We start from the raw sequence: 25,461 nt of genomic DNA, 5'->3' as shown, positions 1-25,461 counted from the left end.
ATTCAGCGTGACGTCGGCCGCTCGTCGGGCCGACCGGATTGATAGGCGAGGAAGCACAGCGCCGCAAGCGGCAACGCCAGCGCCCAGAAGGCGGCGAACACATAGGCCGCCGCCCCCGCGCCGGCACCGATCGCAAAGCTCGCGACCGGCGGCAGCGTGCGCCGCAGCCGCACGCGCGCGGCTTCCCGTTCGGCCGGCGCCGCGAGCGGCACGAGCCAGTCGAATGCATCGATCACCGCCTGCGTGACATTGCCCGTCATCACCGTATTGGCGACGACCGAGCGGGCCGTCAGCCGGCCGTGTGCGTTCTGGACGCCCATCGCCGCGGCGCCGAGCAGGCCGCACAGGATCGTCCTCGGCGCATCGGCATCGGCGATCGGCGACGCCATCACGCCGGCCAGCATGAACCCGGCCAGCAGCACGGCCTGCAGCGCATACAGCGAACGCGCGCGCACGCCGTGGCCCAGCGAACGCATCCGGTGGTCGAGCACGCGCGCGCCGACGATGCCGGCGATGAAGGCCGGAAACGCGAGCCACTTGATCGCGAGCCCTTGCCCGACGCCGGCCAGCCCCGAACCGATCAGGATGAAGTTGCCGGTGACGTGCGCGGTGAACAGGCCGAACAGCGCGACGAAGCCGAGCGTGTCGACATAACCCGCGATCGACGCGAGAAACACGTCCTCGCCGCGCACATGATCGGGCGCTGGGGCGGTGCCCGCGGTTACCGGCTGCGACGGCATGGCCCGGCTCCGTGGAAGGTGTCGACGGCGCCGGCGCCCGCCATGCCAGCGTCCGGCCAGATCAGATAACGCATGTTCCGCTCCGGTTTCACCGACCGGCCCGGCTTGCCGACTGGCATCCGGCCCATCCGGCGGTTCGGGAGCAAGACTAGTGAAGGGCAACCTTAATGTCATGGCGGCGGCCTGAATTTTTCTGAATCCGCCGCGCGCGGCGGACCGGGCCGCCGGCCAGGTTCGACGCGGGACGATCCCGCAACGGATCCCGCGCCGCCACAAAACCGCGTCGCGAGCCGTATTCGACGCCCCGATCGTGTTATTTTTCGATCGATAGTTAAGAATGCGCGTCATCAGGAGCCGATGCATGACCGAAAGAAAACGCAGCACGCCGGCCCGCGAGCGCGGGACGGACGCCGACGGCAACGCCGTCACGCCGGGCCGCCGGCTCGCGCCGGAAGCGCGCGAGCGGCAGATCGTCGAGAAGGCGATCGAGCACTTCGCGACGCACGGCTTTTCCGGCAGCACGCGCGAGCTCGCGCGGCAGATCGGCGTCACCCAGCCGCTGCTGTACCGATACTTCCCGAGCAAGGAGGCGCTGATCGATCGCGTGTACGACGAGATCTACACGTGGAATCCCGACTGGGAAAAACTGATCGCCGATCGCACGCTGTCGCTGCAGGATCGGCTCGTCGCGTTCTACCGCGCGTACGCGCAAACCATCCTGCGGCGCGAATGGATCCGCACCTTCATCTTCGCGGGGCTCAGCCGCGAGGGGTTCAACACGCGCTACCTGTCGCGGCTGCGCGAACGCGTCTTCCTGCCGGTGCTGCGCGAGCTGCGGCACGAATACGACATCGCCACGCCGGCGACGGAAGCCCAGCGCAATGCGGAAATCGAACTGGTCTGGAGCCTGCACGCGAGCATCTTCTATCTCGGCGTCCGCAAGTGGGTCTACGGCCTGCCGGTGCCCGACGATCTCGACACCGAAATCGAACGGCTGATCGACGCATTCCTGAACGGCACGCCCGCCGCGCTGAAGCAGCTCGCGTCGGGCGCGACCGCCCGGCGCCGCCGGCGCACCTGACGCGGCGGCGGCCGGCAGGCGCGCGCAGATCGCGTGCAATCGTCGCGCGACGCTCGACGACGGTCGAATCGACATCCGGCATTTCGCGCTCGGGCGCCTGCGTCGGTCGGGCAGATCGCCGGACCGCCGCTTGCGGCGCGATTCACGATCCACGATTCACGCGAGGATCAGAAGACGCCGGCCACCCGGCCACAACTTGAGCGTGATGAAGCGGTCGATGCCGGCCGCGCGCGCAACCAGACGAATTCAGAACAATTTATCCGGCGCGCCGCGCGCTTCACCTATCCTCGATAGGCATTCGCGGCCGCGCCTGCTGCGCGCAGGCCGAACCGAACCGGGACCGTCGCATGACCCTCGCGCCTTCGATCACCCATCAAAGCATGGCGACGAACCTGCGTGCCGAGCCGATCGCGCAATGCGGGCACCTGCCGCAGGAGGAGCAGCCGGAGCGCGTGAACGCGCTGCTGCTCGACTTCCTGAAGCAATGGGAAGGCTGAATCGCCGCGCGCGACGAATCATCCGGAGGAAGCAATCATGAGCGACGTTTCGAGCCCGCTGGCGGTCGTCATCGGCGGATCGGTGGGCGGGCTTTTCACCGCGACCGCGCTGCGTGCGGCCGGATGGCGCGTCAAGGTGTTCGAGCAATCGCCGAACGACCTCGACAGCCGCGGCGGCGGCATCGTGCTGCAAGCGCCGATCGAACGCGCATTCACGTTCGGCGGCGTGCCCGTGCCGCGCGATGCGGGCGTCGATTCGGTCGACCGGATCTATCTCGACGAACACGACCGGATCGTCCAACGCCTTTACATGCCGCAAACGCAGACCGCGTGGAACGTGATCTACACGGCGCTGAGGCGCGCGCTGCCCGCCGGCATCGTGCACGCCGGCGTATCGTTCGAGCGGTTCGCGCAGGAGGGCGGCAGCGTGATCGCGCATTTCGCGGACGGCCGCGTCGAGCAGGCCGACCTGCTGGTCGGCGCCGACGGCGGCCGCTCGAACGTCCGCGCGCAACTGCTTCCCGATGCGCGGCCCGCGTATGCGGGTTATGTCGCGTGGCGCGGGCTCGTCGACGAGCACCTGCTTCCCGATACGGTGCTGCGGGTACTGCGCGACCGCTTCACGTTTCAGCAAGGCGACGCGCATCTGTTCCTGACCTATCTGGTACCCGGCCGCGACGGCGCGATCGAACCGGGCAAACGGCGCGTGAACTGGGTCTGGTACCGGCGGCTCGCGCAGGATCGCGTGCCGTCGCTGTTCCTGGCGCAGGACGGCACGCAGCGCGACGGTTCGCTGCCGCCCGGCGCGATGCGGGACGACAACCGGCTCGAACTCGTGGAGGCCGGCCGCCGGATGCTCGCGCCGACGCTCGCCGCGCTCGTCGACGCGACGCACGCGCCGTTTGCGCAGGCGATCCTGGATCTCTCGGTCGAGCGCATGGCGTTCGGCCGCACGGTGTTGCTCGGCGACGCGGCCTGCCTCGTCCGGCCGCACACGGCCGCCGGCGTCGCGAAAGCGGCGGAGAATGCGGTCGGTCTCGCCGAGGCGCTGCGCGGCGTCGGGCGCGGCCCCGCGTTCGACGCCGCGCTGTCGCGCTGGGAAGCCCTTCAACTCGCGACCAATGCGTCGCTGTCCGAACTCGGCATCTCGCTCGGCACGCGGATCATGGGGCGCGCGTGACCGGCCAGCGGCCGCGCCGCTGACGACGGCAAACTTGCCGGAATGATCGATATGCATGACGTGACGCTGGTCCGTGTCGACAACGGTCGGCAGCCGCATGCGCGCGCGGTCCGCCGACACGTACGATCCGATGTCAGCCGCACCGGTGCCGCGGCCCGCCTGAAACGTCCTTGAACAACGTGACGGCACCGGCAAGCGCGCGCGGTGTGCGCCCGTCAAAACCCGCTCGAATACCTGACGGCTTTGTTACACTGCCTGACATCCACCATCCTCATCAGGAATTAATTCCCGATAATCTGGAATCGATCGGATTGGAATGGATTGATTCAGGATATTTACGCTTTTGAATTCAATAACGCGTTATTCGCTCATGCCAAAGGATTCCCAATTTATGGCAGCCGATCTGCAGGCGCCCCAATCCTCCCAAGCGCATCTCGATCGTCTTTTGAGCTTCCTGAACGAGGATTCAAACAATCTCAATCTGCTGGCCGACACCGCGATTGCCGCATTTGACGCCGGTCAGTATCGCCTCTGCAATGAATTGCTGACGCGCCACGAAACGATTCAGCCGCTCACGCCATCGCTCGTGAATACAAGGGGCTTGTCCGCCATGTCGGAAGGTCGGTTTGAAGCCGCCCTGGCCGATTTCCGCGCACTCGCCGAACATGACGCGAATCCTGCTCTTTACTACAACCTGGCCTATGCGAGCGCCATGTGCGGCTCGTTCGAACCTGCTGCCGACATGGAGCCGGCCTGTCTCGAAGCGGTTCCAGGGGCCGCCCTCCTGAAGTTGCGGGCCCTTCATCACTTGGGTCGTTTCGACGAAGCCGTTCGGATGGGCGCCCCGCTGGCGGATCAGGCCGCCCCGCCTCCCGGGTTTGCGGGCGCCTACGCGGCGCTGTTGTTTGATCTGGGGGATCTGGCGAATGCTCGCCGCTACGCGGCGCGTGCGCCGGAATCTGCCGACAGCCTCGTAATAACCGGATTGGCCGAACTCGAAGCGGGCAACATCGAGCGTGCTGCCGAACTGCTTGGACGGGCGGCCGACAGCAACCCGCTGGAAGCACGCGCCACGCTGGGGCGTGGCCTTTGCCTGCTCGCGCAGGAACGATACCCGGACGCGGCAGCAACGCTCGATCAAGCTGCGGAACGGCTTGCCAGCCATGCAGGCTCCTGGCTTGCGGCCGGCTGGGCCTGGCTCTTCGACGGGAATCCGGTCGCGGCAGGCGAACGCTTTCAGCACGCGGCAACCCTCGATCGGGGGTTTGCCGAGGCTCACGGGTCACTTGCCGTTGCGTTGCGTCTTCAGGGGCGTCAAGACGATGCTCGACACCACGCCGAAGTTGCACTGCGCCTCGATCCGGCGTCCTTGTCCGCCACACTTGCAAAGACGCTGGAACTTGAAGCGGCGAACAACATCGAGTCTGCCAACACCCTCAGGGATGCCGCGCTGAATCGTCCCCTGGGGCCGACCGGCCGTACGCTTGCTCAGTCACTGACGGCATTCGGCCTGAAGCGTACGCAAAATCCGGCGTAAGGCGCGCATCGCGCGGCCGTCCGCTTGCCCCCGGCCGCCCCGACAAGAGGCGGGACGGGGGCACTTGCTCGATTGCGCGATACGCGGCGCAGCCGAGTCCCCTCATCGCGCAATCATTCCGTCGTGTCGTCCCGGCCGTCGTCGCTCCGGCATCGGATTAAACATCAGGCGGAGATAATGTTTCCCAAAAACAATATTTCACAATATTCAATTAACTAATTAGAAGCATCGCCAACGCCGGGATTGACAACTCCCGGTTGATTCTCGGCATCGATTAAATCCTTTCAGTCTCGTTGACATCATTACGATTGCACTTCAACATAACGAAATAATCGTAATAAACAGTAACACCCGCGGGGGAATGAGAGAATGTCGAGCGACAGCGCACTGAGCCTCATGGCTCAGTTAATGTGGACAGGCTTGCTTGTCGCGGGTCCCATTCTTCTCGCCGCACTGGTAACGGGCCTGGTCATCAGCCTGTTTCAAGTCGTCACGCAACTTCAGGAAATGAGTCTTTCTTACGTGCCGAAGCTGGTTGTCGTCGGTTTCGTCATTGTTTTGCTCGGCTCCTGGATGTTGGCCCGATTGACCGGCTTTACCCAATCCCTCTTTAATCTCATTCCAACGCTGGGTTAACCATGGCCGCCAATCCGAGTATCGGATGGGCTGCTGCGACGCTGTTGCTGTCGTTGCGCATTGGCCCGGTGTTTGCGCTCGCCCCGCCCTTCTCGCAAATGGTCACGCCCATGCGAGTCAAGGTCGCCATGACACTCGCGTTGTCCGCGTGTCTCGCCACCTCGGTCGCTTATCGGGGGCCGATCGACGCGGGCATGATTCCCGTTGCAGCATGGGAATGCCTGCTCGGGGTCTCGATCGCCTTTGCGTTCCAGGCCAGTTTCGCGGCCCTCTCGTTCGTCGGTCGCGTGCTGGACGTTCAGGCCGGCTATGGCCTGGCGATGGTCATCGATCCGGGTTCGCGCGGCCAGGCGCCGCTGCTCGGCTCCATCCTGACCATGACCGCGGGCGTCATCTTCTTCGCGTCCAACGGGCATCGCGACCTCCTCCGTCTGCTGTTCGAGCTCACGCAGTCGTTTCCGCCTGCGTCCGTCCACATCATCGGCGACCCCGCGTCGTTCACGTCGTATTTCGGCTCGCTGACAGCCGTCGCGCTGGGCGCGACCGCCGCCGTCATGCTGACGCTGTTCCTGACCGATCTCGCGATTGCATTCCTGGCCCGCGCCCTGCCTCAAATGAATGCGCTGATGCTCGGCTTCCAGGTCAAGGCGTTCGTCACGCTCGCCGCGATGGCGCTGGCAGCCGGCACGCTCGGGCCGGTCGCATTGCGGCTCGTGCGGCTGGCGCTCGACTTTGTTCCGACCACGTTCCGACACTATGGCTGAACAAGACGAGAACCGGTCCGAAGCCGCCACTGCCTATCGTCTCGAGCAGGCGCGCAAGAAGGGCATGACGCCCAAGAGCCAGGAGCTCGGCATGCTGGCCAGTCTTGCCGCCTGTGCGGCCTATCTGTGGACCGACGGCGCGCACCTCGCCGCCGCCATCGCAACCCGCGGCGTTCGCTTGCTTGCGGAGATTCCTGCCGCCGCGCATACACCCGGTGCAATGTCGACGTGGCTGATGACCGCCGTGCTGGACGCCTTTCGCCTGATCGCGCCGATGGCATTGCTGTCGATGGGCACCGGGCTGCTGGTCGCCGTGCTGCAAACCCGCTTCCTCTTTGCGCCGGCGGCCGTCAAGGCGGACATGTCGCGTCTCAACCCCGTTCAGGGGTTTCGCCGCGTCTTTTCGTTGCAGACGCTCTTCGACTCGGGTCGCACACTCGTCAAGATGGTCGTGTACAGCCTGATCGCATGGTTCTGCATCCTGTCCGTGATCGAAAGCGTCGCACATACGCCGCTCGCCCCGCATCGCCTGGGCGAGTTGATGCAGACGTCCGGCCTGAGCTTCTTCGCGAAACTGCTGATTGCAGCCGCCGTGTTCGCGGCACTCGATCTCGTGGTCGTCCATCGCGTCTTCGCGAAGAAGATGCGCATGAGCCGCCACGAAATCAAGCAGGAGTACAAACAGCGCGAAGGCGACCCGCGGATCAAGAACCAGCGGCGGAAGATTCGTCGCGAGCTGGTCCAGAACACGCGCAGCCTCCGCAGCGTCCGGAACGCCGACGTCCTCATCACGAATCCGACGCACTACGCGATCGGCCTGAAGTACGTGCCGTCGCAAATGGCAGCGCCCAAGGTGATCGCACGAGGTGCCGGCGATTTCGCGCAACGGCTCAAGAAGGTCGCATTCGTGTACGGCGTTCCCGTCGTCGAATCGCCGGCGCTGGCCCGGCGGATCTTTCGTGAAACGCGGGTCGACCAGGAGATTTCCGCCGACTCGTATCGCGACGCCGCATCGGTCTACCTGCGCATTCGCCGCCGCGCCGCCGAGGTCAACGCATGAACGCGCTCATGTCCCGCCTGGGCCGGCAACAGGATCTCGCGCTCGTGCTCGCCGTCATGGCGATCCTGCTGATCCTCTTTGCACCGATTCCGTCCGCCGCGCTCGATCTGCTGATCATCACGAACTTCGCGTTCGCATTCACGATCCTGCTGCTGACGATCTACGTTGTCCGGCCCGTCGACTTCTCGACCTTCCCGTCGCTGCTGCTGATCGCGACGCTCTTCCGGCTGTCGTTGAACATCGCGGCGACGAGACTCATCCTGTCCGGGGCGGAAGCCGGTCAGGTGATCGGCGCAATCGGCGAATTCGTCGTACAGGGCAATTTCGTCATCGGCCTGATCATCTTTTTCATCCTGATCGTCGTCCAGTACGTGGTCGTGACGAACGGCGCGCAGCGCGTGTCCGAGGTTGCTGCCCGCTTCGTGCTCGACGCGATGCCCGGTCAGCAGATGAGTATCGATGCCGACCTGAACATGGGCCTGATCGACCAGGATGAAGCACGGGCCCGCAGAAAGGCGCTGGAGAAGGAAGCCGCGTTCTACGGCTCGATGGACGGCGCGAGCAAGTTCGTCAAGGGCGACGCGATCGCCGGCATCATCATCATGCTCATCGATATCCTCGGCGGCTGGGCCGTCGGCGTCGCGCAGATGGGCATGTCGCTCGGGCATGCGCTGCAGAAGTTCACGCTGCTGACGATCGGCGACGGCATCGTCACGCAGGTACCCGCGCTCGTGATCTCGGTCGCGACCGGGATCATCGTCACGCGCTCGGCGTCCGACGGCGAACTGAGCAACGAAGTATTCCGCCAGCTCGCGCAGTTCCCCAAGATCCGGTTCCTCGTGACGGGCGCGCTGATCGGCCTGCTGATCCTGCCGGGCATGCCGAAGTGGCCGATCCTGATTCTCGCGCCGGTGGTCTTCTTCGCCTGGTGGATCGCGCGCGGCCGCTCGGCCGTGGCAACCGCTGCAATGGCCGGCGACGATGCGCCCGCTGCGTCCGGTACCGCGCCCGACTCGCAAGCGATGCCCGTTGCGCCTGTCGAAGTCGGCTTCGGCGCGGAACTCGCGCGCGCCTGGATTCCGCTGCAAGGCGTTCTGGCGGAGCGCGTTTCCGCATTCCGAAAGCAGTATGCCGAAGAGATGGGCGTCACGATTCCGCCGGTGACGTTCCGCGACGCCGCGCAACTCGGCTCGAACGACTACCGCATCTCGCTGTACGGCAATCGCTTCGGCCAGGCTGCGCTGCATGCCGACAAGACGCTGGCGATCCACCCCGGCGGCAAACCCGGCGACCTCGCGGGCATCGCGACGCGCGATCCGGCATTCGGCCTGCCGGCATTGTGGATCGACGAACCGCAGCTTTCTCGTGCATCGTCGCTGGGCTATACGGCCGTCGACCCGATGACGGTACTCGTCACGCACGTCACCGAAGTCGTCCGCGCCAACATCTCGACGCTCCTGTCCCGCACCGATGTCGTGACCTTGCTCGAAGGCGTTCGCACACGCTCGCCCGGCCTCGTCGAGGAACTGGTGCCCAACATCCTGTCGATCGGCGACGTGCAGGCCGTGTTGCAGGGCCTGCTGTCCGAGCATGTGCCGATCCGTAACATCGACCAGATCGTCGAAGTGCTGGCGGACGCGGGGCGGCACGAGAAGGATCCGGCGTTGCTCGGCGAACGCGTACGCCAGAAGCTCGGACACAGCATCTGCCAGCGCCTGATCGGCGAAAAGGAGGCGCTCGCGGTGCTGACGCTCGAGCCGATGCTCGAAAACACGATTGCGCACAATTTGCAGGGCGCCGACGGCAGCAGCGCGTTCGTGCTCGATCCGGGCCTGGCCGAATCGTTCCTCACGCGGCTCGCCGAACAGGTCGACGCGATGCTTCGACAGAATCTGTCCCCCGCACTGCTCTGCCGGCCCGAGCTTCGCCGGCACCTGAAGATTTTTTCACGCCGTATCGCCCCTCGCCTCGCGGTCCTGTCGATGAACGAAATCCCGCACGCGATCAATCTGCGTTCGTTCGGGATGGTCGGCATCGACCGCACCGCTCCCGCGGCATGACCGCCCCTGTCTCATGAACGATACCCGCCTCGCCCATGGATAACCTGATGACCACCGCCGTCGGCCTGATCTCGTCCGAGACGCGCCAGGTCGAAACCGCCGCGCAAAACGTCGCGAATCTCGCCACGCCGGGCTACAAGCGGCTGATCACGTTCGCCGACGCGTTTTCGCAGGCCGAGTCCTCCTCGCGAATGGCGGCGCCTCCGACATCCGCTCGCGACGCCGCAACCGACTTCACGGCGGGCCGAATGATGCATACGGGCAACCCGCTGGACCTTGCGCTGTCGAGCGGCGGGTTTTTCGCGGTTTCCACCCCCGATGGCACCGCCTATCTGCGAGGCGGCGCGTTCCGGCTCGATGCCGACGGCCGGCTGGTCACGCGGCAAGGATGGGCGCTGCAAAGCAGCGGTGGGGGCGACGTCGTCGTGCGCTCGCAGAACTGGCGAGTCCTCGCCGACGGAACCGTGCTCGACGACGGTCAGCCTGTCGCCGTGATCGGGACGGCCTCGTTCGCCAATCCGAATCGACTCGCACGCATCGGCGACGGCCTGTATCGCGCCAACGGCGCTCAACCGCTCGAACTCGCGGATCCGCGTGTCATGCAAGGCTATCTGGAAGCGTCGAACGTATCGAACGCCGACGAGATGATCCGGATGATGGCCGCGATGCGACGCGTCGAGTCCGGACAGAAGCTCGTCCATGCGTACGACGACATGATGGGCACCGTCCTGCAACGTCTGGGAGACATGTAATCGTGAACAACGTGTTCTACATCGGCGCGACGGGCCTCAACGCACAGCAAACCGCCATCGACGTGACGGCGAACAACGTCGCCAACATGACCACGCCCGCGTTCAAGCGCGGCACCGTCACATTCTCCGAACTGCTCACGACCGTTCCGGCGCCGCTCGTGCGCGACTACGCGAACGAAACGTCGAGCGTCGCGGCGGGCGTCAGCGCGGATCCGTCGCTGCATGTCCATACGCAGGGCGAATTGCGGCCGACCAACAATGCGCTGGATCTGGCGATTCGCGGCAACGGCTTCATCGAACTCGCGTCCGATTCCGGGCAGACGCTCCTCTGGCGTGGCGGCACGCTACGGGTTGGATCGGACGGCTATCTCGCCACGGCGGACGGCCAGCGCCTGAGAGCGATGATTTCGGTGCCGCGCGACGCATCGGCGATCACGATCTCGCAGACCGGCCAGGTCCAGGCGACCGTGCCCGGCCAGGCCGATCCGCTCGATATCGGCGAACTCGAGGTGCTGGTGCCCTCCGACGTGCGCGCGCTCGAATCGGTCGGCGGCGGCGTCTATCGCGCGCGGGACGATGCGTCATCACTGACGCGCGTTCGCCCGGGAGAGGATAACGCCGGTGTGCTGGTCCAGGGGTTCAGCGAGGCGTCGAACGTGTCGATGTCCGACGAACTCGTCGGCCTGATGCTCTATCAGCGCACCTATGCGGCCAACGCGCGACTGGTCCAGGTCGGGGACGAGCTGATGTCCATCGCCAACGGGCTCAAGCGATGACACACAGCCTGTTCCGACCGCACGCAACATTCGGAACGCGTGTCCGGCTGCTTTGCATCGGCGCGCTCGTTCCCGCGTCGGTGCTCGGCGCCCCGTCGCCGGATCCCGCGATCCGGTTTCGGCCCACCGTGGTTGTCGATCGTCCGACGGTCATGCTGACAGATGTCGCCGATCTGACCGCCCTGCCGGAACCCGTCGCGCAACGCGCGGCAACCGTTCCCGTGATCTCGCTCGCCCGATCGGCAACAGCGGTTCGCGTGGATGCTCGACGGCTCGCCGAATCAGCACGGCGCGGAATGCCGATGCTCGCCCCATGGCTCACGAACGTGCCGACCGCCAACGTCGACATCAAGCTTGGCCAGGCCGATAACGTCAGTCGCACGGCCGCGCCCGCTTGCGCGACCCTGCTCACGGATCTTCCGGTCGACACCAGCCCGTCGGCCGACCAGATCCGGCCGGTGCACTGCACGGGCGACGGCGCCGCGCGGGCCTGGCGCTACGACGCGGACTCGCATGTGGTTCGCTCGGCCCGGGATATCGCAGTCGGCGAGATCGTGCCATGGCCGGCCACGTCGCGTCTGGCCGCCGTCCATCGCGGCGGCCGCGTGTTCGATACCGTCCGGGTCGGCGCCATTACCGTGACGCGATCCGGTACGGCGCTGACCGACGCCGGGTCACGGCATGCCGCGCCCGTGCTGACGGGCCATGCGGAGATCCAGATCTGGCGGGCGCCGTCCGCCGAGCGGGGACTGTGACATGCGCCGTCTCTGTTCTTTCGCGCACGTGGCCGTCCTTGCGTCGACCCTGCTCGGGGCGATCCCCGCGCCGGCGGCCGATCTCTATCAAGGATCGACCTATGAATCGCTGACGGCAGACCGGCGCGCGTCGCGGCCGGGCGACATCGTCACGATCCTCATTTACGAAAATTCGAGCGCGAGCAACACCGCGGACACGTCGACGAAAACCGGCTTCGGCGTGCAGGGCAACGTGTCGACGCTGTATGCGGGCAAGAATTCCGCGCAAGTCGGCCTCGGCGACAACTACGGCGGCAAAGGCCAGATACAGCGCACGGGCCGGCTGCTTGCCCAGCTGAGCGCCAGCGTCACGGGCGTGACGCCAAGCGGTGACCTCGTCGTCGCCGGCACGCAGGACATCGACGTCAACGGCGAAAAGACCCGCATTCGCCTTGAAGGCCGCATCCGGCCGATCGATATTGCCGCGAACAACACGGTGCTGTCGACGCGGCTGGCCGATGCAAAGATCGACTACACCGGCGAAGGCTTCATCACCGATCGTTCGCGGCCCGGCCTCATTCCCCGCTTCTTCGCATGGCTCGGCCTATGGTAAAGCGCCTCCTCATCCATGCCGCATGGCTGCTCTGCGTGCTCTCGACCGGGGCCGGTGCGGCCACGGCCGACGTTCGCCTCAAGGATCTCGGCCGTTTCCTCGGCTGGCGCGACAACATGCTCGTCGGATACGGGATCGTGACCGGCCTGTCGGGCTCGGGCGACTCGCCGCGCAATCAGGCAACACGCCAGGCGATGACGAACATGCTGTCGCAGTTCGATCTGAATCTGACGCAGGATCAACTGCAGAGCCGTAACGTCGCAATGGTGATGATCGCGGCGTCGCTGCCGCCGACCTCGGACGTCGGCGACAAGATCGACGTCAACGTGACGTCGATGGGCGATGCGCGCAGCCTGTCCGGCGGCACGCTGATCATGACGCCGCTGCGCGGGCCGGACCGCAGGGTCTATGCGCTCGCCCAGGGGCCGGTATCCGTCGGCGGTTATCGCTACGACGCCAACGGCAACCTGCGGATGAAGAATCACCCCACCGCGGGCACCATTCCCGAAGGCGCGACCGTCGAAGTGCCGGTCACGGCCGAACTCGTGAATCGCGACGGCTACCTCAGCTTCGTGCTGAAGGATGCCGACGCGATCACGGCCGAGCGCATCGCGTCGCAGATCAACCGTTCGTTTGGCGGCGGTACCGCACGCTCGCTCGACGCGCGCACCGTGCGAATCCGTGCGCCGCTGGACGGCGGCGGCCTGAACAGCTACGTCGCCCGCATCGAATCGCTCGCCGTCGCGCCCGACCAGCGCTCGCGCGTCGTGATCAACGAGCGCTCCGGCACGGTCGTCGCTGGTGGCGACACGCACATCGCACCGGTCACGATCTCGCACGGCGACATCAAGGTGACCGTCGCAACGCAATACAACGCGTCGCAGCCGGGCCTCATCGGGATCACGGGCCCGAACGTTCGAAGCCTCGTCGTCGGCAACAGCGAGCTCTATGTCGACGAACCCGGCCAGACGGTCGCCGCGTCGTTCCCGCAGGGCAGCGTCGGCGATCTCGTCCAGGCGCTCAAGGCCAGCAGGATCAGCACGCGCGACGTGATCGCGATCCTGGAAGCGATCAAGGCCGCCGGCGCGCTGCATGCCGACATCATCGTTCAATAAGGAGAGGGATTCATGTCCATCGATCTCGTGGCGTCGATCGCAACCAAGGCCCTCGACGGGCTGTTCGCCCGACAGGCCGCCACCGCGCAGAACATCGCGAACGCCAATTCCGTCGGCTACGTGCCGGTCCGCGTGACGTTCGAGGACGTGTTGCGCGACGCCGCCGAAGCGCGTCCCGGCGACACCGTCGATGCCCGCCTCGCGCGTATCCGGTCGGTCGAGCCGTCGATCGGCACGCCGCTGCCGATCGACGTCAACACGGTCCGCCTCGACGACGAAATCGCGTCCGCCTCCGAAACCGCCGCGCGCTACGCGATGCTGATCGGCATGCTCGACCGGACGCTGCAGATCCGCCAACTGGCCATCAAGGGAATGTAAGCGATGGAAAACAGCCTTTTCGCGATCGCGCGCTCGGGGCTCGACGTCGAGCGCCAGCGCATGGAAGTCATCGCCCAGAATCTCGCCAATGCCGGCACGACCCGCACGGCGGACGGGCAGCCGTACCACCCGCTGCGGCTCGTCTCGGGCCCGAGGATCGGCGCAACGTTCGAGGAGCACCTGCGCAACGGCGCTACGTCGCCGACCTTCGGCATGACCGGCGTCCAGAGCTACGGCGTCGAGCGCATGGATACGCCGCCACGACTCGTCCACGATCCCGCCCATCCGCATGCCGACGCCAACGGCATGGTCGCCTATCCGGGTATCGACCACGCCGGCGAAATGGCGCTGATGGTGCAGACACTGCGCAGCTACGAAGCAGACACCGTGATCTTCAACGCCGCGCGATCGATGTACATGCGCGCGCTCGAACTGGGAGCGCGCTCATGAGTGCCAATCCGATCGAATCGATCTCGATGCTCCAGGGCGCGCCGCTTTCGGAGACGGCCGCAATGTCGCCTTTGGCGCAGCAATCCAGCTTCTCGGACTGGCTCGTCGCGGGCGCGACCCGCGTCGACCAGACCGCCAGGCTCGCCGACGACGCGGTAACCCGGTTTGCGCTCGACGGCGCGGTACCGCCGCACCAGGTCATGATCGCGCTGGAAGAAGCGCGCATGTCGTTGCAGTTTGCGTTGCAAGTGCGCTCTCGCATCGTCGAGGGTTACCAGGAACTGATGCGGATGCAGATGTAGACCATGGAATCCCTGCTTTCCCGTATTCGCGCATCGTTCGCCGACGCTTCGCCGCGTCGCCAGCTGGCCGGTGTTGCCGTGCTCGTCGCGATCATCGCGTCGCTGATCGCGGTCGGCTATGTCGCGCTGCGTCCGCGCTATCAGGTGCTGTTCCGGGACCTGAAACCGCAGGACGCGGCAACCATCGTCGCCGAACTCGAACGACAGAAAGTCCCGTTCCGGGTCGACGAATCGTCGTCGGCCGTGCTCGTCCCGGCCGCGGATGCCCAGGTCATGCGCCTCAAGCTGATGAGCAGCGACATGAGGCTGCAGGGCGCCGTCGGCTTCGAGCTGTTCAACAACTCGGACCTCGGCATCACCGATTTCGCGCAGAAGGTCAATTACCAGCGGGCGCTGCAGGGCGAACTCGCCCGGACCATCATGTCGCTCGACGAGATCGAACTCGCGCGCGTCCATCTGGCGTTTCCCGATTCGTCGATCTTCCGGCGCGCGGACGATCGCCCCAAGGCGTCCGTCGCGCTGTTCATGCGCAGCGGGCATACGCTCGGCCCCGATACGGTCCGCGGCATCCAGCGCCTGGTCGCCGCGGCGGTTCCGCAGTTGTCCGCGACCGACGTGACGGTGGTCGATCAGCGCGGGGAACCGGCAGCCGGACGCGACGTGCCCGTCGACGATCCGCACTACGCGCTCAAGCATGCCCTCGAACGCGAGTACGAGCGCAAGATCGGCGTGCAGATCGCGCCGCTGCTCGGATCGCGTCATGCGACCGTGAGCGTCGACGCGACGCTGAACTTCGATCAGATTCGCGTCACCAACGAATCCGATCTGAACCGGCCGATCGCCGGCGCCGGCGGGACCGGCATCCCGCTGCCGCCTTCGTCGACGACGGCGAAAGGCTTCGGATCGCCGCCGGGGCTTCCGCCGTTGCCGGCCGCGCCGTCGTCAGACGGCACGCGGACGGAGCGCAAGCTCGAGCAGATCGTGTCGGCCCCGGGTTCGCTGAAGCATCTGAGCGTCGGCGTCGTGATCGACGGCACCGTGCCGGACGACATGCTGGCCCAGTTGAAGTCCGTCGCGGCCGCGGCGGTCGGCGCGGACACGTCACGCGGCGACACGGTCGTCATCTTCGCGCGCTCGCAACCGGCCGACGGATCGGCAACCGGAATCGCCTCGCCGCTGCCCGTCGAAGGCGCAGGCCCCACCGTCACTGCATCGAACAACACCGGCGATTCGCACGCCGACCGGACGCCTGTGCAGCCGGACGACGTTCGGCGCATCTGGACACGGCTCGGGTTGCCTGGGCCGTTCATTGCATACGCAACGGTGCTCGTGCTGCTGGCCGGAAGCGTCCTGCTGTGGCGCCCGCTGGCCGGTAGACGACGGCCTGTCGGCGCGCACGCCATGACCTCGACGGAACGCGCCGAGTACGTCACGCGCCTGCGCGTCCTTCTTTCCGAGAGCCGCCAGCATCATGAAGGTTAACGACCGCTCGCGTACCGACCGCCGCCTGCGCGGCCTGGTTGCCGATCTTGCCGATCGGTCGGCCAACGACATCGAAGCGGTCTGGCATGCGCTGTCGGACGCCGAACGAAAACAGTTGCGCCCGCTTCTCGAAGACGCGGCGTCGCTCGGGTCCGGCGACCAGAAGGGATTCGCATCGGTACTGTCTGCCGCGCCGTCGGCAGCCGTCGGCCACGCATCGCCCGATCACGCTTACCCGGCGATCGAGCGCCTGGCCGGCCACTGGCCCGATGCGCTGCTCGCGCAACTGGCCGGTTGCGTCGACGACGCACAGCGCACGCGCCTGTTCGCAGGCCATCCCGCATGGCGACGCCATCCCGTGTCGCCGCTCGCCCCGCGTGCACGCGATGCACTGCTGAAAGCGGCGGACGAAGCGATCCGTGCGCTTCCTCCGATCGTCGACATCGATGAAGCATCGCCGCGCCCGCCCCATTCCTGGCGGCGACGCCTGCTCGACGGCCTTCGCAGAGGACGCACGTGACCGCGATCATCAAGGCCGGACAGGTCGTGCTGAGCGTCGAGCGCGTGCCGCTCGGTGCGCAGCCCGCCGCTGACGAGCGTCGTGCACTGCCGCTCGAGCACACGCCCATCACGCCTTCGCACGACCGTGGCGACGCATTTGCGCCGGAGCGCGATCGCCTGCTCGCACGGATTGCCGAGCTCGAGGCAGTAGCATCGGGGCACGAGGATGAACTCGAGCAACGGGCGCGAGCGGCGTTCGAACGCGGCATCGAAGATGGCATCCAGCGGGCGACACGCGCCGAAGCCGAGCGGATTGCACTACTGAAAAGCGGTATCGATACCGCGCGCGACGCATTCATTGCACGCATCGCGTCGCTGGACGCGCTCGCGGCAGAGGTGGCGCTCGTCGGGCTGGAGCGCGTCCTGGGCGACCCGACCCGCCATGCGGAACTCGTCGTCGAAACCGTACGCCATCGCCTGACGTCGATCGCACAGGGATCGCTCGTCGGGATCCGGGTGTCCGCGGACGATTTCCGCGATCCGGCGCTGCTCGATACCGTCCGGCGCGCGCTCGACACCGCGCCGTCGGTGTCGCTCGTCGCCGATCCGCAGCTGCCCGCCGGCGCATGCGTCATCGACCTGACGCTCGGCAAGCTCGACGCCGGCATCCCGCGCCAGTTGGCCGGCGTCGCCGCGACGATCCGGGAGGCGATCGGCAATGCATGAGCGGCGAACTCCACACCCGTATGTCGACGCGCTGCGCCGCCTCGACCCCGTCGAGCGCGTCGGCAACGTGACCCGCATCATGCCGACCTTCGTCGACGCCGACGGCCCGGGCGTGTCGGTCGGTTCGCTGTGCGTATTGGGAGAACAGTCGCCGCCGCTCTATGCCGAAGTGACGCGTGCGGAGGTCGGCCGGATTACCCTTGCGCCCTACCGGGCAACCTCGTCGCTCTGCATCGGGGATACGGTGCGCGCGATCGGCTCGGACGCGACGCTGCCGGTCGGCGATGCCTACCTGGGGCGGATCGTCGATCCGCTCGGTCAGCCGCTCGACGGCGGGGCCGCGATTGCCTCCCGATATCCGTGGCCGCTCGCGGGCCTGCACACGTCGCCGCTCGATCGTACGACCCCTGACCGCGCGCTCGAAACGGGGATACGGGCGATCGACACGCTGCTGACGCTCGGCGTCGGTCAGCGCATCGGCATCTTTGCCGGAAGCGGCGTCGGCAAAACGACGTTGCTGTCCGCATTGGCCCGCCACGTCGATGCGGATGTCTGCGTGATGTGCCTCGTCGGCGAACGCGGGCGCGAAGCCGAGGATTTCTGGCACCGGTCGCTTCAGGATGAATCGCGCGCGCGCTCCGTGATGGTGATCGCCACATCCGACCAGCCCGCCATCCTGCGCGCACGCAGCGTATCGGCGGCACTCGCTCATGCGGAATATTTCCGCTCGCAGGGCAAGCATGTCTTGCTGCTGCTCGACTCGATCACGCGCTATGCGCTCGCGCTGCGCGAGATCGGCCTCGCGGCGGGAGAGCCGCCGACCCTTCGCGCCTATACGCCGAGCGTCTTCGCCGCATTGCCGAAGATCGTCGAACGGTGCGGCGCAGTGCGAGGTGGCGGCGCCATTACCGCGCTGATGACGGTGCTGGCCGAAACCGACGAAATCGACGATCCGATGGCCGAAACCATGCGCGCGCTGCTGGACGGTCATCTTGTGCTGACGCGGACGCTGGCCGAACAGGGGCACTTCCCGGCCATCGACGTCACGCGTAGCGTCAGCCGCGTGATGCAGCACGTCGCAAGCGACGACGCACGCCATCAGGCTGCACGCGCGCTCGCCGGGCTGTCGCTGTACGAGCGGTCGCGTACGCTCATCGAAGCCGGCCTCTACGTCGCCGGCAGCAATCCCGTGCTCGACGACGCACTACGCGTACGCACCGACCTCATCGATTTTCTTCGGCAGGACGTCGGACAGGCGACGGATCGCGATCGCGCTATCGCATTGCTGAAGACCTTGCTAGGGGCGACAACATGACCCGTCGATCACAACGGGACGGGGCGCTCGACATCGCGCTCGTCCGTCAGCTTCAACTGCAGCAGGCGATCTCGCGTGCCGCGCAGGCACGCGCCGCGCTCGATGTCGAACGCGACCGGCAGCGGCGCGTCGAAGCCGTGCATGACGCTCATCTTGCGGCGTGGCGCGACGCGGCCATGGGCGACCGGCTGTCGCCCGCGCTGCTTGCCAACTGCTCGGCCGCGCTCCTGTCCGTTTCCGTGCAACGGGATGCCGCGTCGCGCCGCGTCGACCTGCGAACCGCGGAACTGGAAGCCGTCCGCGCAACCCTCCAGCAACGCGACCGTCTCGCCGAATCCGCCGATCGTCACGTATTGCATGCGGAGAAGCGACATCGTGCGGCACTCGACGAACGCCGGATGACCGAGCTTGAAATCCGCGTGGCACTTTCCGGGGGGAATCGATGACGACGGGCATTCATCTGCTTCGCCCCGCCGACGTGTCGGCCGACCGGTCGCGTGTGTCGACAGGCGGCACCGACAACGCATTTGACCAATTGCTGCGTTCGATGGAGCAGGACATGTGGCGCAACGCGGCGTCTGCGCTCCCGGCCGGCCGCTCCGCCCGGCCCGCGCCCGGCAGGGCGGTTGCCGTCGAATCAAGGGCTGGCGCACCGTGCGGCGTCGAGCAATCCGCCGCATCGACTGCGGCCGAGCGCCAGGCGAAAGCCTCGGAAACGGCTGCGGCCAGCGATCGCCTCGCAGTAACGGTCACGCAAACGGGCGTACCGACAGTGCAGGGGCAACGCGAGTACGCGGCACGGCCGGCGAATGCATACCAGGCTCCTTGTCCGGTCCCTCAGCCCGGGCGGCCCGGGCAACCGGCCGCGAACGCGACCGGATCGACCGAACGCGCGGCCGACGCCGCTCGCAGCCGCAACGTACCGGCCGCCTATGTGTCGCCGCCACCAACCACCGCACCGTTCCGCGTGACGGTTCTGCCCGGCGACGGCGCGCCGTTCGTGTCGCTCCGCGTCGCACAGGCCGATGCGGAGGATCTCGAAACACTCGATTCACATGTTCGCGCCGCTCTGCAGCAGAGCGGTTTCCGCGCGTCGAAGCTCGTCGTCAACGGCATCGACCGCAACGCTCCCGGAGAAACCCCTCATGGCGATTGATCCCATTGCCTCGTCCACCAATCTCGGCACCCGGGCAGATTCGCTCGGCCTGAACATGCAGTCGCTGCTTCAGATCATCCTGACCCAGCTCACCTACCAGGATCCGCTGAAGCCCGTCGACAACTTCGAGTTCGTTTCGCAGCTCGCGCAGTTCACGTCGCTCGAACAGAGCCGCCAGATGACGGACAAGATCGACAGCCTGCTGACGGTGCAATCGGCGACGAGAACGGTCGGCCTGCTCGGCCGCAACGTGGATGTGCAGACCGACACGGCCCAGATAAGCGGTGTCGTCAAAAGCGTGTCGTTCAAGGACGGACAACCGCAGTTGACGATCGAGACCGCCGACGGCCAGTTCCTGACCAACGCGACGGTCGCGCAGATCGTCTCCGTTCGATAGTCGACCTGTCCGGGAGAAACCCATGCTTGAAAGCATCTATATCGGTATGAGCGGCTTGACCGCCTATTCGCGCGGTTTGCAGACCATCAGCAACAACGTGGCCAACCTCAATACCGCCGGCTTCAAGACGTCGACGCCGCAGTTCGCCGACCTGTACTACGGGCAGCAATTCGCGCCCGGCTCCAGCGGCAATCCGAACGTCACGTATTCGGGCAGCGGCGTCGAATACGGCTACGCATCGCTGAATTTCAAGCAAGGCGATACGCGGCCGAGCGACGGCCAGCTCGACCTCGCGATCCAGGGCAACGGATTCCTGACGCTGCTCGACGGGAAGGATGCCCGCTACACGAGAACGGGCCAGTTCATCGTCGACGGCGACGGCTCGATCCGCGACAAGACCAGCGGCCTGCAACTGGCGGCGCTCACCGGATCGGGCGATCTCTCCGGGCTGTCGGTTGCCGGCAAGCAGTTGAATCCACCGCAGGCGACGACCGTCGTCAAGTTCACCGACAACCTGTCGACCGGCTCGACCAGCTTCTCGATCCCGAACGTCGACGTGTATGACGCCAGCGGCGGGAAACATACGCTCAAACTCGATTTCAAGCCCGATTCCGGCCCGCTTCCGGGACGCTGGAAAGTGTCCGTCAGCGACGAGAACGGCCTGCCCGTCCAGGAAAGCATGCTGCAGTTCACCGGCGGCATTCCCGACCCGGGGCGCAACAAGATCGACGTCACGCTGCGCCCGGCCAACGCCCCGCTGCTCACCGTGTCGCTCGACTTCTCGAGCGGCGTGACGAGCTATTCGGCAGGGACCACGTCGACGCTTCGCGTGTCGTCCAAGGACGGTTATGCGACCGGGACGCTGTCGTCGCTGAGCGTCGATCAGGACGGCCAGCTCGTCATCGGCTATTCCAACGGCCAGAACGGCAAACTCGGCGCGATCGCCCTCGCCAGCTTCACCAATCCGCAGCAACTGATCCAGACCGGCAAGGGGCTGTTCGATGCGAGCCACGCCGCGCCGCCCGCGTATCGCTCCAGCAATGGTGCGGGCGTCGGCAAGCTGCTTTCCGGCGCGACCGAGGCATCGAATGTCGACCTGTCGAACGAGTTCGGTCAGCTCATCCTGATCCAGCGCGGCTTCCAGGCCTCGTCGCAGGTCGTGAGCGCGGCGAACGAGATGATGATGCAGTTGCTTCAGATGCGGAGTCAGGGATGAGCATCGGCCCCGTCACCTGGCGCCCGGCCAGCGACCGCGATCCGGACATCGCGCGGGCGCTGTTCGAGACCGCACTCGCCGACTGGCAATCGCGCTGGTTCGTCCGGCCGTGCTTTTCCTTCGGTGAGATCGTCCGCTTGCCCGGCAACCCGCCCGAAACCGACGGGTCGGGGCAGACCTGTCACGTGTGCGCACCGGGCATCCGCCTGGACATGTTCGAGCGCAGCGACCGGCGTCTGGTCGATGCCGCATTCGCAGCGGGCGGGCACGCTTTCGACAGCCGTGCGTGCCACGACTTCCTTGCGTCGATCGCGACTGAAATCCGCGACGACCTGATCGCGTCGCTTCGCGTGTCGCCCTCTTCCACGCAGATCGGTTCAGCGCACACTTCGAATGAAGCACGCGGCGCTGCCGCCGCGTCGTTCAGCGGATACGGCGTCATCCGGCTGGCGATCGCCGCATCGAATGACGACACGCTTGGCATGCTGTTCTGTGACGTCCGCCACATCTGGAACGAAGCCGCCGCCGAAGCGTCTTTCGCGTCAGGTCGACACACCGACGGCGACCTGACACCCCGCCGTGCCGCCCTCGATGCGTGTCCGGTCGCGCTGTCCGTGCTGCTCGGCCGATGCGAACTGTCCGCGGCCCAGTTGACGACCTTGTCGCCGGGCGACGTCGTCGTCCTCGATCGCGCTATCGACGCGCCTGCCGCGCTGGTCGTCGACGAAACCGCGTGCGCCGTCGCATTCGGCACACCCGGCCGTACCGGCACCTCGCTTTCCTTCAAACTGACGTCGCTCGCGACGCCCGATTCGCCATGACTACCCATACGTTTCCCAAACAGGCCGTCGCGGCCCGCGTCGATCTGCCCGAACAGCACGCCGATGCGAACGCGGAAGAATCGCCGCGCCCGATGCTCGAGTTGCTCGACGGCGTCAAGGTCACCGTCGACGTGCTGCTCGGTCGCACCACGATGAACATCAAGGACATGATGACGCTGCAATCGGGCGGCGTTCTCGAACTCGACCGATCGATCGGCGATCCGGTCGAGATCGCGTTGAACGGCAAGACGATCGCGACCGGAGAAATCGTGGCCGTCGACGGCCGCTTCGGCGTGCGCATCGTCAGCGTCGGAACCGCCGATCGATGACCGCGCCGGTGCAAACGTCGTGGCTCGAACGCGCGACCGATACCGCGCCGGCCGCCGGCCTGTTCTCGCACCTCGGCGTGGACTGGGTTCGCGTCGTGCTGGCGTTGCTGTTGTGTCTCGCGATCGGCGTCGTCGCCGCGCTCGTCATTCGGGCGCGCACCGTGCGCGGCACGCCTCGCGATCCGGCGAATGCTCCGCGCATTCGCGTGATCGAACATGCCCGTCTTTCCCCCCGGACCACCCTGCATTTGATCCAATATGACCAGCGCGTTGTTCTTCTCATGTCCGATGCGAACGGCAGCCGCGTCGTCGATGCACGCGACCAGTCGCCGTCGGAGTCCTGAGATGCGCGCAACGTTGCACCGCGTTCTGGCCATCCTGCTGTTCGCACTGCTGAGTGGCGCGGCGGGCTGGGCTCATGCGGCGCCTGCGCTGCAGGCCGCGGCGCCGCTGTCGTCGCTGGGTGTCGCCGATTTCGCGCGTTCCGGGGCCGGCATGTCCGAAGCCGTACGCATTGCCGTATTGCTGACGGTGCTCAGCCTCCTCCCCGCATTCGTCGTCTCGATGACGGCCTTTATCCGGATCGCGATCGTGCTGTCGATGATCCGCCATGCATTCGGCATGCCTGAAACGCCGCCGACGCCGGTACTGATCAGCCTCGCGTTGTTCCTGACCGTGTTCGCAATGCTGCCGACGCTGCAGACGATCAACCACGACGCGCTTCAGCCTTTCATCGGCGGCCACCTCGAGTTGTCGCAGGCGCTCGAACGCAGCAGCGGGCCGCTGCGCGACTTCATGCTGCGCCAGGTGCGCGAAGACGAACTGAAGTGGATGTACGAAATGTCGCACCAGCCGCTTCCCGCGACACCCGCCGACGTCAGCCTGCTGCAATTGACGCCCGCGTTCATTCTGAACGAGCTGCGCGTGTCGTTCCAGATCGGCTTCGTCATCCTGCTGCCGTTCCTGCTGATCGACCTCGTCGTCTCCAGCGTACTGCTGTCGCTCGGCATGCTGATGGTGCCGCCGGCGACGATCTCGCTGCCGCTCAAGGTCCTGATGTTCGTGCTGGTAGACGGCTGGGGCCTCATCCTGCGTGGCGTGCTGGGCAGCTTCAAATGACGCTGCAGGATCTGCCGGGCGCAGCAGACGCCATATCGACCGTCGGACGAGAACACGATCTGTGGCTCGCCTTCGAGCGCAGTCGCGATCCCGATGCAAGAGAGGCGTTGTTCGATTTCTATCTGTCGTACGCGGCCGCACTCGCAGGCAAGCTGTATCGTGGGCGACACCGCGACGATGTCGAGTACCAGGACTACATGCAGTTCTCCTGCGTCGGCCTGCTCGAATCCATCGACCGGTTCGACCGGACCCGCGGCGTCGCATTTACGACGTTCGCCACGCAGCGAATCAAGGGAAGCGTGCTGGACGGCGTTGTCCGGCTCACCGACGCCCAGGAGCAAACGGCACTGCGTGCCAGCATTCGCAGGGAACGGCTGGAATCGCTGAAGGATGCACCCGGCGACGAACCGCGCGACGTGTTCCGCGTGCTCGCGGGCGTCACGGTCGGCCTGGCGATCAGCTTCATGCTCGACGATACGGGCATGGTCGGCGCCGATCCCGGTGCCGTGCAGCCGTTCCAGGATCATCCGTACCGGACGCTGGCGCAGCAACAGACGCGCTCCCGCCTGTACGAAGCGGTCGACCGCTTGCCGGCGCGCGAGCAAAAGATCATTCGCTACCACTACTTTCACCGCTTGAGCTTCGAGCACATCGCCGACATTCTCAATCTCTCCAAGGGCCGCATTTCGCAGTTGCATCGCGCGGCGCTTGACGAGCTTCGTCGCCAGATCGGCACCGACGACTTCTACCTTCTTGCGTGAATCGCCATGGAAAACAAACCGTCATCGACCCTGTGCCCGGACGACCGGATGGCCGTGCTGGTAGAAACAATGCGATCAAGCGACGAAACCGCGCTCCACGCGTTGAACAACGCGCTCGAGCGCTGGCCGGACGACTACCGCCTGTGGTTCCTGCGCGGCGCAATCCATGCCGGATCGCAGCGTTACGATGCCGCCAGAAGCGATTTCGACGCATCGCAGCAATTGACGCCCGATTTCCCGATCGCGGGCTTCATGCTGGGTTTTCTCCATCTGACTCACGGTCACGTCGATCGCGCCGTCGACGCGTGGCAGCCGCTCGATACGCTGCCGGCCGACGATACGCTTCGCATGCTGAAAACCGGATTGCTGAATCTCGCGGACGATCGCTTCGATCTGGCCGTCGAACAGTTGCGCGCGGGCATCGCGTCGAACACGAAATACCCGCTGATCAATCGCTATATTTCCGACGTGCTGCAGCATGTCGAATCGATCGTTCGTGCGTCGGCGGGCAGCCGCTTGCCATCCGAAAAGGCGGGTATGCTTCCGGAAATCGATCCCGCCTCCTCCATGTCTCGCTGACAAGCCTTCACATCGCCATGATTTCCCGCACCACGCTCGACCAGCTCACCGAGATACTGCGCAGCGAGCTCGACAAGAAGGCCCGTGCGCGGCCCGGCGCCGCAGGTGCGACATCGGCCGGCAGTACGACATCGAAAGGCGGGCCGCGCCCGTTGGGTGAAACGCTCCCGGCGCATATCGACCAGTTGCTCGCGGCTGGCGTGACGGACGAGTTCCAGTTGACGCGTGCCGCGGTCGAGCATGTCCTTCATCGGCAGTTCGGCGACGAACTGGTCAACGATCCGTCATTCCAGTCGATCACGGGCCGGGTGGCCCAGACCATCCTGGAGGACGACAAGCTCAAAGCCGACTTGATGGCGGCGCTCACACCGCGCAAGTAACACA

32 protein-coding genes and 1 pseudogene are annotated in these 25,461 nt (G+C 66.1%); 31 read left to right on the top strand and 2 right to left on the bottom strand.

Going from position 1 to position 25,461, the window contains the following annotated elements; all coding sequences use genetic code 11:
* Positions 1 to 2: 2 nt before the first annotated feature.
* Positions 3 to 740 carry a YoaK family protein gene (locus tag JYG32_RS34970; RefSeq protein WP_213268157.1) on the bottom strand — a complete coding sequence of 246 codons (738 nt, stop codon included), beginning with the start codon at positions 738 to 740 and terminating at the stop codon, positions 3 to 5.
* Positions 741 to 1,101: 361 nt separating this feature from the next.
* Here JYG32_RS34970 and JYG32_RS34965 point away from each other — a divergent pair, with 361 nt between their 5' ends.
* The 21 genes and pseudogenes from JYG32_RS34965 (at position 1,102) to JYG32_RS34865 (ending at position 18,699) form a co-directional block, all read left to right on the top strand.
* Positions 1,102 to 1,821: a TetR/AcrR family transcriptional regulator gene (locus JYG32_RS34965; RefSeq protein ID WP_213268156.1), complete on the top strand. Its 720-nt coding sequence runs from the start codon at positions 1,102 to 1,104 to the stop codon at positions 1,819 to 1,821.
* Positions 1,822 to 2,195: 374 nt separating this feature from the next.
* Positions 2,196 to 2,318 (top strand): annotated as a pseudogene (locus JYG32_RS34960) (alpha/beta fold hydrolase); the annotation flags it as partial.
* A gap of 37 nt (positions 2,319 to 2,355) precedes the next feature.
* Positions 2,356 to 3,498 (top strand): FAD binding domain-containing protein, encoded by a 1,143-nt coding sequence (locus JYG32_RS34955; protein ID WP_213268155.1) that lies wholly within the window; start codon positions 2,356 to 2,358, stop codon positions 3,496 to 3,498.
* Positions 3,499 to 3,668: 170 nt separating this feature from the next.
* On the top strand, positions 3,669 to 3,845 hold the full coding sequence (locus JYG32_RS34950; protein ID WP_174379212.1) for a hypothetical protein: 177 nt from the start codon (positions 3,669 to 3,671) through the stop codon (positions 3,843 to 3,845).
* 44 nt (positions 3,846 to 3,889) lie between these two features.
* Positions 3,890 to 5,035, top strand: a complete 1,146-nt coding sequence (locus tag JYG32_RS34945) for a tetratricopeptide repeat protein (protein ID WP_213268154.1) — start codon at positions 3,890 to 3,892, stop codon at positions 5,033 to 5,035.
* Positions 5,036 to 5,404: 369 nt separating this feature from the next.
* Positions 5,405 to 5,671 carry a flagellar biosynthesis protein FliQ gene (fliQ, locus tag JYG32_RS34940; protein WP_174379214.1) on the top strand — a complete coding sequence of 89 codons (267 nt, stop codon included), beginning with the start codon at positions 5,405 to 5,407 and terminating at the stop codon, positions 5,669 to 5,671.
* A gap of 2 nt (positions 5,672 to 5,673) precedes the next feature.
* Positions 5,674 to 6,435 (top strand): flagellar biosynthetic protein FliR, encoded by a 762-nt coding sequence (locus JYG32_RS34935; protein ID WP_213268153.1) that lies wholly within the window; start codon positions 5,674 to 5,676, stop codon positions 6,433 to 6,435.
* Entirely contained in the window at positions 6,428 to 7,495 is a 1,068-nt protein-coding gene (locus JYG32_RS34930; protein ID WP_213268152.1) for an EscU/YscU/HrcU family type III secretion system export apparatus switch protein, read from the top strand. The genes JYG32_RS34935 and JYG32_RS34930 overlap by 8 nt, the downstream gene beginning before the upstream one ends.
* Positions 7,492 to 9,555 carry a flagellar biosynthesis protein FlhA gene (locus JYG32_RS34925; protein ID WP_213268151.1) on the top strand — a complete coding sequence of 688 codons (2,064 nt, stop codon included), beginning with the start codon at positions 7,492 to 7,494 and terminating at the stop codon, positions 9,553 to 9,555. Before JYG32_RS34930 ends, JYG32_RS34925 begins: the two co-directional genes overlap by 4 nt.
* A gap of 47 nt (positions 9,556 to 9,602) precedes the next feature.
* Positions 9,603 to 10,307 carry a flagellar hook-basal body protein gene (locus JYG32_RS34920; RefSeq protein ID WP_249744970.1) on the top strand — a complete coding sequence of 235 codons (705 nt, stop codon included), beginning with the start codon at positions 9,603 to 9,605 and terminating at the stop codon, positions 10,305 to 10,307.
* Between the two features lie 2 nt (positions 10,308 to 10,309).
* Complete coding sequence (locus tag JYG32_RS34915) at positions 10,310 to 11,083, top strand: flagellar hook-basal body protein (RefSeq protein ID WP_213268149.1); 774 nt, start codon at positions 10,310 to 10,312, stop codon at positions 11,081 to 11,083.
* Entirely contained in the window at positions 11,080 to 11,838 is a 759-nt protein-coding gene (locus JYG32_RS34910) for a hypothetical protein (RefSeq protein WP_213268148.1), read from the top strand. The genes JYG32_RS34915 and JYG32_RS34910 overlap by 4 nt, the downstream gene beginning before the upstream one ends.
* 1 nt (position 11,839) lies before the next feature.
* Positions 11,840 to 12,430, top strand: coding sequence for a flagellar basal body L-ring protein FlgH (locus JYG32_RS34905; RefSeq protein WP_213268147.1), 591 nt, complete (start codon positions 11,840 to 11,842; stop codon positions 12,428 to 12,430).
* Positions 12,424 to 13,545 carry a flagellar basal body P-ring protein FlgI gene (locus tag JYG32_RS34900; RefSeq protein WP_213268146.1) on the top strand — a complete coding sequence of 374 codons (1,122 nt, stop codon included), beginning with the start codon at positions 12,424 to 12,426 and terminating at the stop codon, positions 13,543 to 13,545. Before JYG32_RS34905 ends, JYG32_RS34900 begins: the two co-directional genes overlap by 7 nt.
* Before the next feature lie 12 nt (positions 13,546 to 13,557).
* Positions 13,558 to 13,923, top strand: coding sequence for a flagellar basal body rod protein FlgB (locus JYG32_RS34895; protein ID WP_213268145.1), 366 nt, complete (start codon positions 13,558 to 13,560; stop codon positions 13,921 to 13,923).
* Positions 13,924 to 13,926: 3 nt separating this feature from the next.
* On the top strand, positions 13,927 to 14,373 hold the full coding sequence (flgC, locus tag JYG32_RS34890) for a flagellar basal body rod protein FlgC (RefSeq protein ID WP_174379223.1): 447 nt from the start codon (positions 13,927 to 13,929) through the stop codon (positions 14,371 to 14,373).
* Positions 14,370 to 14,675, top strand: a complete 306-nt coding sequence (fliE, locus tag JYG32_RS34885; RefSeq protein WP_213268144.1) for a flagellar hook-basal body complex protein FliE — start codon at positions 14,370 to 14,372, stop codon at positions 14,673 to 14,675. Before flgC ends, fliE begins: the two co-directional genes overlap by 4 nt.
* 3 nt (positions 14,676 to 14,678) lie before the next feature.
* Positions 14,679 to 16,157, top strand: a complete 1,479-nt coding sequence (gene fliF / locus JYG32_RS34880) for a flagellar basal-body MS-ring/collar protein FliF (protein ID WP_213268143.1) — start codon at positions 14,679 to 14,681, stop codon at positions 16,155 to 16,157.
* Positions 16,147 to 16,677: a hypothetical protein gene (locus JYG32_RS34875; RefSeq protein WP_213268142.1), complete on the top strand. Its 531-nt coding sequence runs from the start codon at positions 16,147 to 16,149 to the stop codon at positions 16,675 to 16,677. Before fliF ends, JYG32_RS34875 begins: the two co-directional genes overlap by 11 nt.
* On the top strand, positions 16,674 to 17,384 hold the full coding sequence (locus JYG32_RS34870; RefSeq protein WP_213268141.1) for a hypothetical protein: 711 nt from the start codon (positions 16,674 to 16,676) through the stop codon (positions 17,382 to 17,384). The genes JYG32_RS34875 and JYG32_RS34870 overlap by 4 nt, the downstream gene beginning before the upstream one ends.
* Entirely contained in the window at positions 17,377 to 18,699 is a 1,323-nt protein-coding gene (locus JYG32_RS34865) for a FliI/YscN family ATPase (RefSeq protein WP_213268140.1), read from the top strand. Before JYG32_RS34870 ends, JYG32_RS34865 begins: the two co-directional genes overlap by 8 nt.
* 8 nt (positions 18,700 to 18,707) lie before the next feature.
* On the opposite strand, the gene JYG32_RS34860 is transcribed toward JYG32_RS34865, so the two are convergent.
* Entirely contained in the window at positions 18,708 to 19,073 is a 366-nt protein-coding gene (locus JYG32_RS34860; protein WP_213268139.1) for a hypothetical protein, read from the bottom strand.
* 68 nt (positions 19,074 to 19,141) lie between these two features.
* Here JYG32_RS34860 and JYG32_RS34855 point away from each other — a divergent pair, with 68 nt between their 5' ends.
* From JYG32_RS34855 to JYG32_RS34810, 10 genes are read left to right on the top strand one after another with little or no spacing between them, the layout of a single operon-like run.
* Positions 19,142 to 19,855, top strand: coding sequence for a hypothetical protein (locus tag JYG32_RS34855; protein ID WP_213268359.1), 714 nt, complete (start codon positions 19,142 to 19,144; stop codon positions 19,853 to 19,855).
* Positions 19,845 to 20,252 (top strand): flagellar hook capping FlgD N-terminal domain-containing protein, encoded by a 408-nt coding sequence (locus tag JYG32_RS34850; protein WP_249744969.1) that lies wholly within the window; start codon positions 19,845 to 19,847, stop codon positions 20,250 to 20,252. The genes JYG32_RS34855 and JYG32_RS34850 overlap by 11 nt, the downstream gene beginning before the upstream one ends.
* Before the next feature lie 22 nt (positions 20,253 to 20,274).
* Complete coding sequence (locus JYG32_RS34845; protein WP_213268137.1) at positions 20,275 to 21,468, top strand: flagellar hook protein FlgE; 1,194 nt, start codon at positions 20,275 to 20,277, stop codon at positions 21,466 to 21,468.
* The gene (locus tag JYG32_RS34840; RefSeq protein WP_213268136.1) at positions 21,465 to 22,289 is read left to right on the top strand and encodes a FliM/FliN family flagellar motor C-terminal domain-containing protein; all 825 of its coding nucleotides are present in this window, start codon (positions 21,465 to 21,467) and stop codon (positions 22,287 to 22,289) included. The genes JYG32_RS34845 and JYG32_RS34840 overlap by 4 nt, the downstream gene beginning before the upstream one ends.
* The gene (fliN, locus tag JYG32_RS34835; RefSeq protein WP_065504295.1) at positions 22,286 to 22,618 is read left to right on the top strand and encodes a flagellar motor switch protein FliN; all 333 of its coding nucleotides are present in this window, start codon (positions 22,286 to 22,288) and stop codon (positions 22,616 to 22,618) included. The genes JYG32_RS34840 and fliN overlap by 4 nt, the downstream gene beginning before the upstream one ends.
* Complete coding sequence (locus JYG32_RS34830) at positions 22,615 to 22,962, top strand: flagellar biosynthetic protein FliO (protein ID WP_213268135.1); 348 nt, start codon at positions 22,615 to 22,617, stop codon at positions 22,960 to 22,962. Before fliN ends, JYG32_RS34830 begins: the two co-directional genes overlap by 4 nt.
* Before the next feature lies 1 nt (position 22,963).
* Positions 22,964 to 23,737: a flagellar type III secretion system pore protein FliP gene (gene fliP / locus JYG32_RS34825; RefSeq protein ID WP_213268134.1), complete on the top strand. Its 774-nt coding sequence runs from the start codon at positions 22,964 to 22,966 to the stop codon at positions 23,735 to 23,737.
* Complete coding sequence (locus JYG32_RS34820) at positions 23,734 to 24,498, top strand: sigma-70 family RNA polymerase sigma factor (RefSeq protein WP_249744968.1); 765 nt, start codon at positions 23,734 to 23,736, stop codon at positions 24,496 to 24,498. Before fliP ends, JYG32_RS34820 begins: the two co-directional genes overlap by 4 nt.
* A 6-nt stretch (positions 24,499 to 24,504) precedes the next feature.
* Positions 24,505 to 25,077: a tetratricopeptide repeat protein gene (locus JYG32_RS34815; protein WP_213268133.1), complete on the top strand. Its 573-nt coding sequence runs from the start codon at positions 24,505 to 24,507 to the stop codon at positions 25,075 to 25,077.
* Positions 25,078 to 25,094: 17 nt separating this feature from the next.
* Positions 25,095 to 25,457, top strand: coding sequence for a hypothetical protein (locus JYG32_RS34810; protein WP_213268132.1), 363 nt, complete (start codon positions 25,095 to 25,097; stop codon positions 25,455 to 25,457).
* Positions 25,458 to 25,461 lie beyond the last annotated feature (4 nt).

It is taken from the genome of Burkholderia pyrrocinia, assembly GCF_018417535.1.
GTDB lineage: Bacteria > Pseudomonadota > Gammaproteobacteria > Burkholderiales > Burkholderiaceae > Burkholderia > Burkholderia pyrrocinia_E.
Note: the sequence above shows the minus strand (reverse complement) of the source record. Positions and strands in the feature narration are given on the sequence as shown.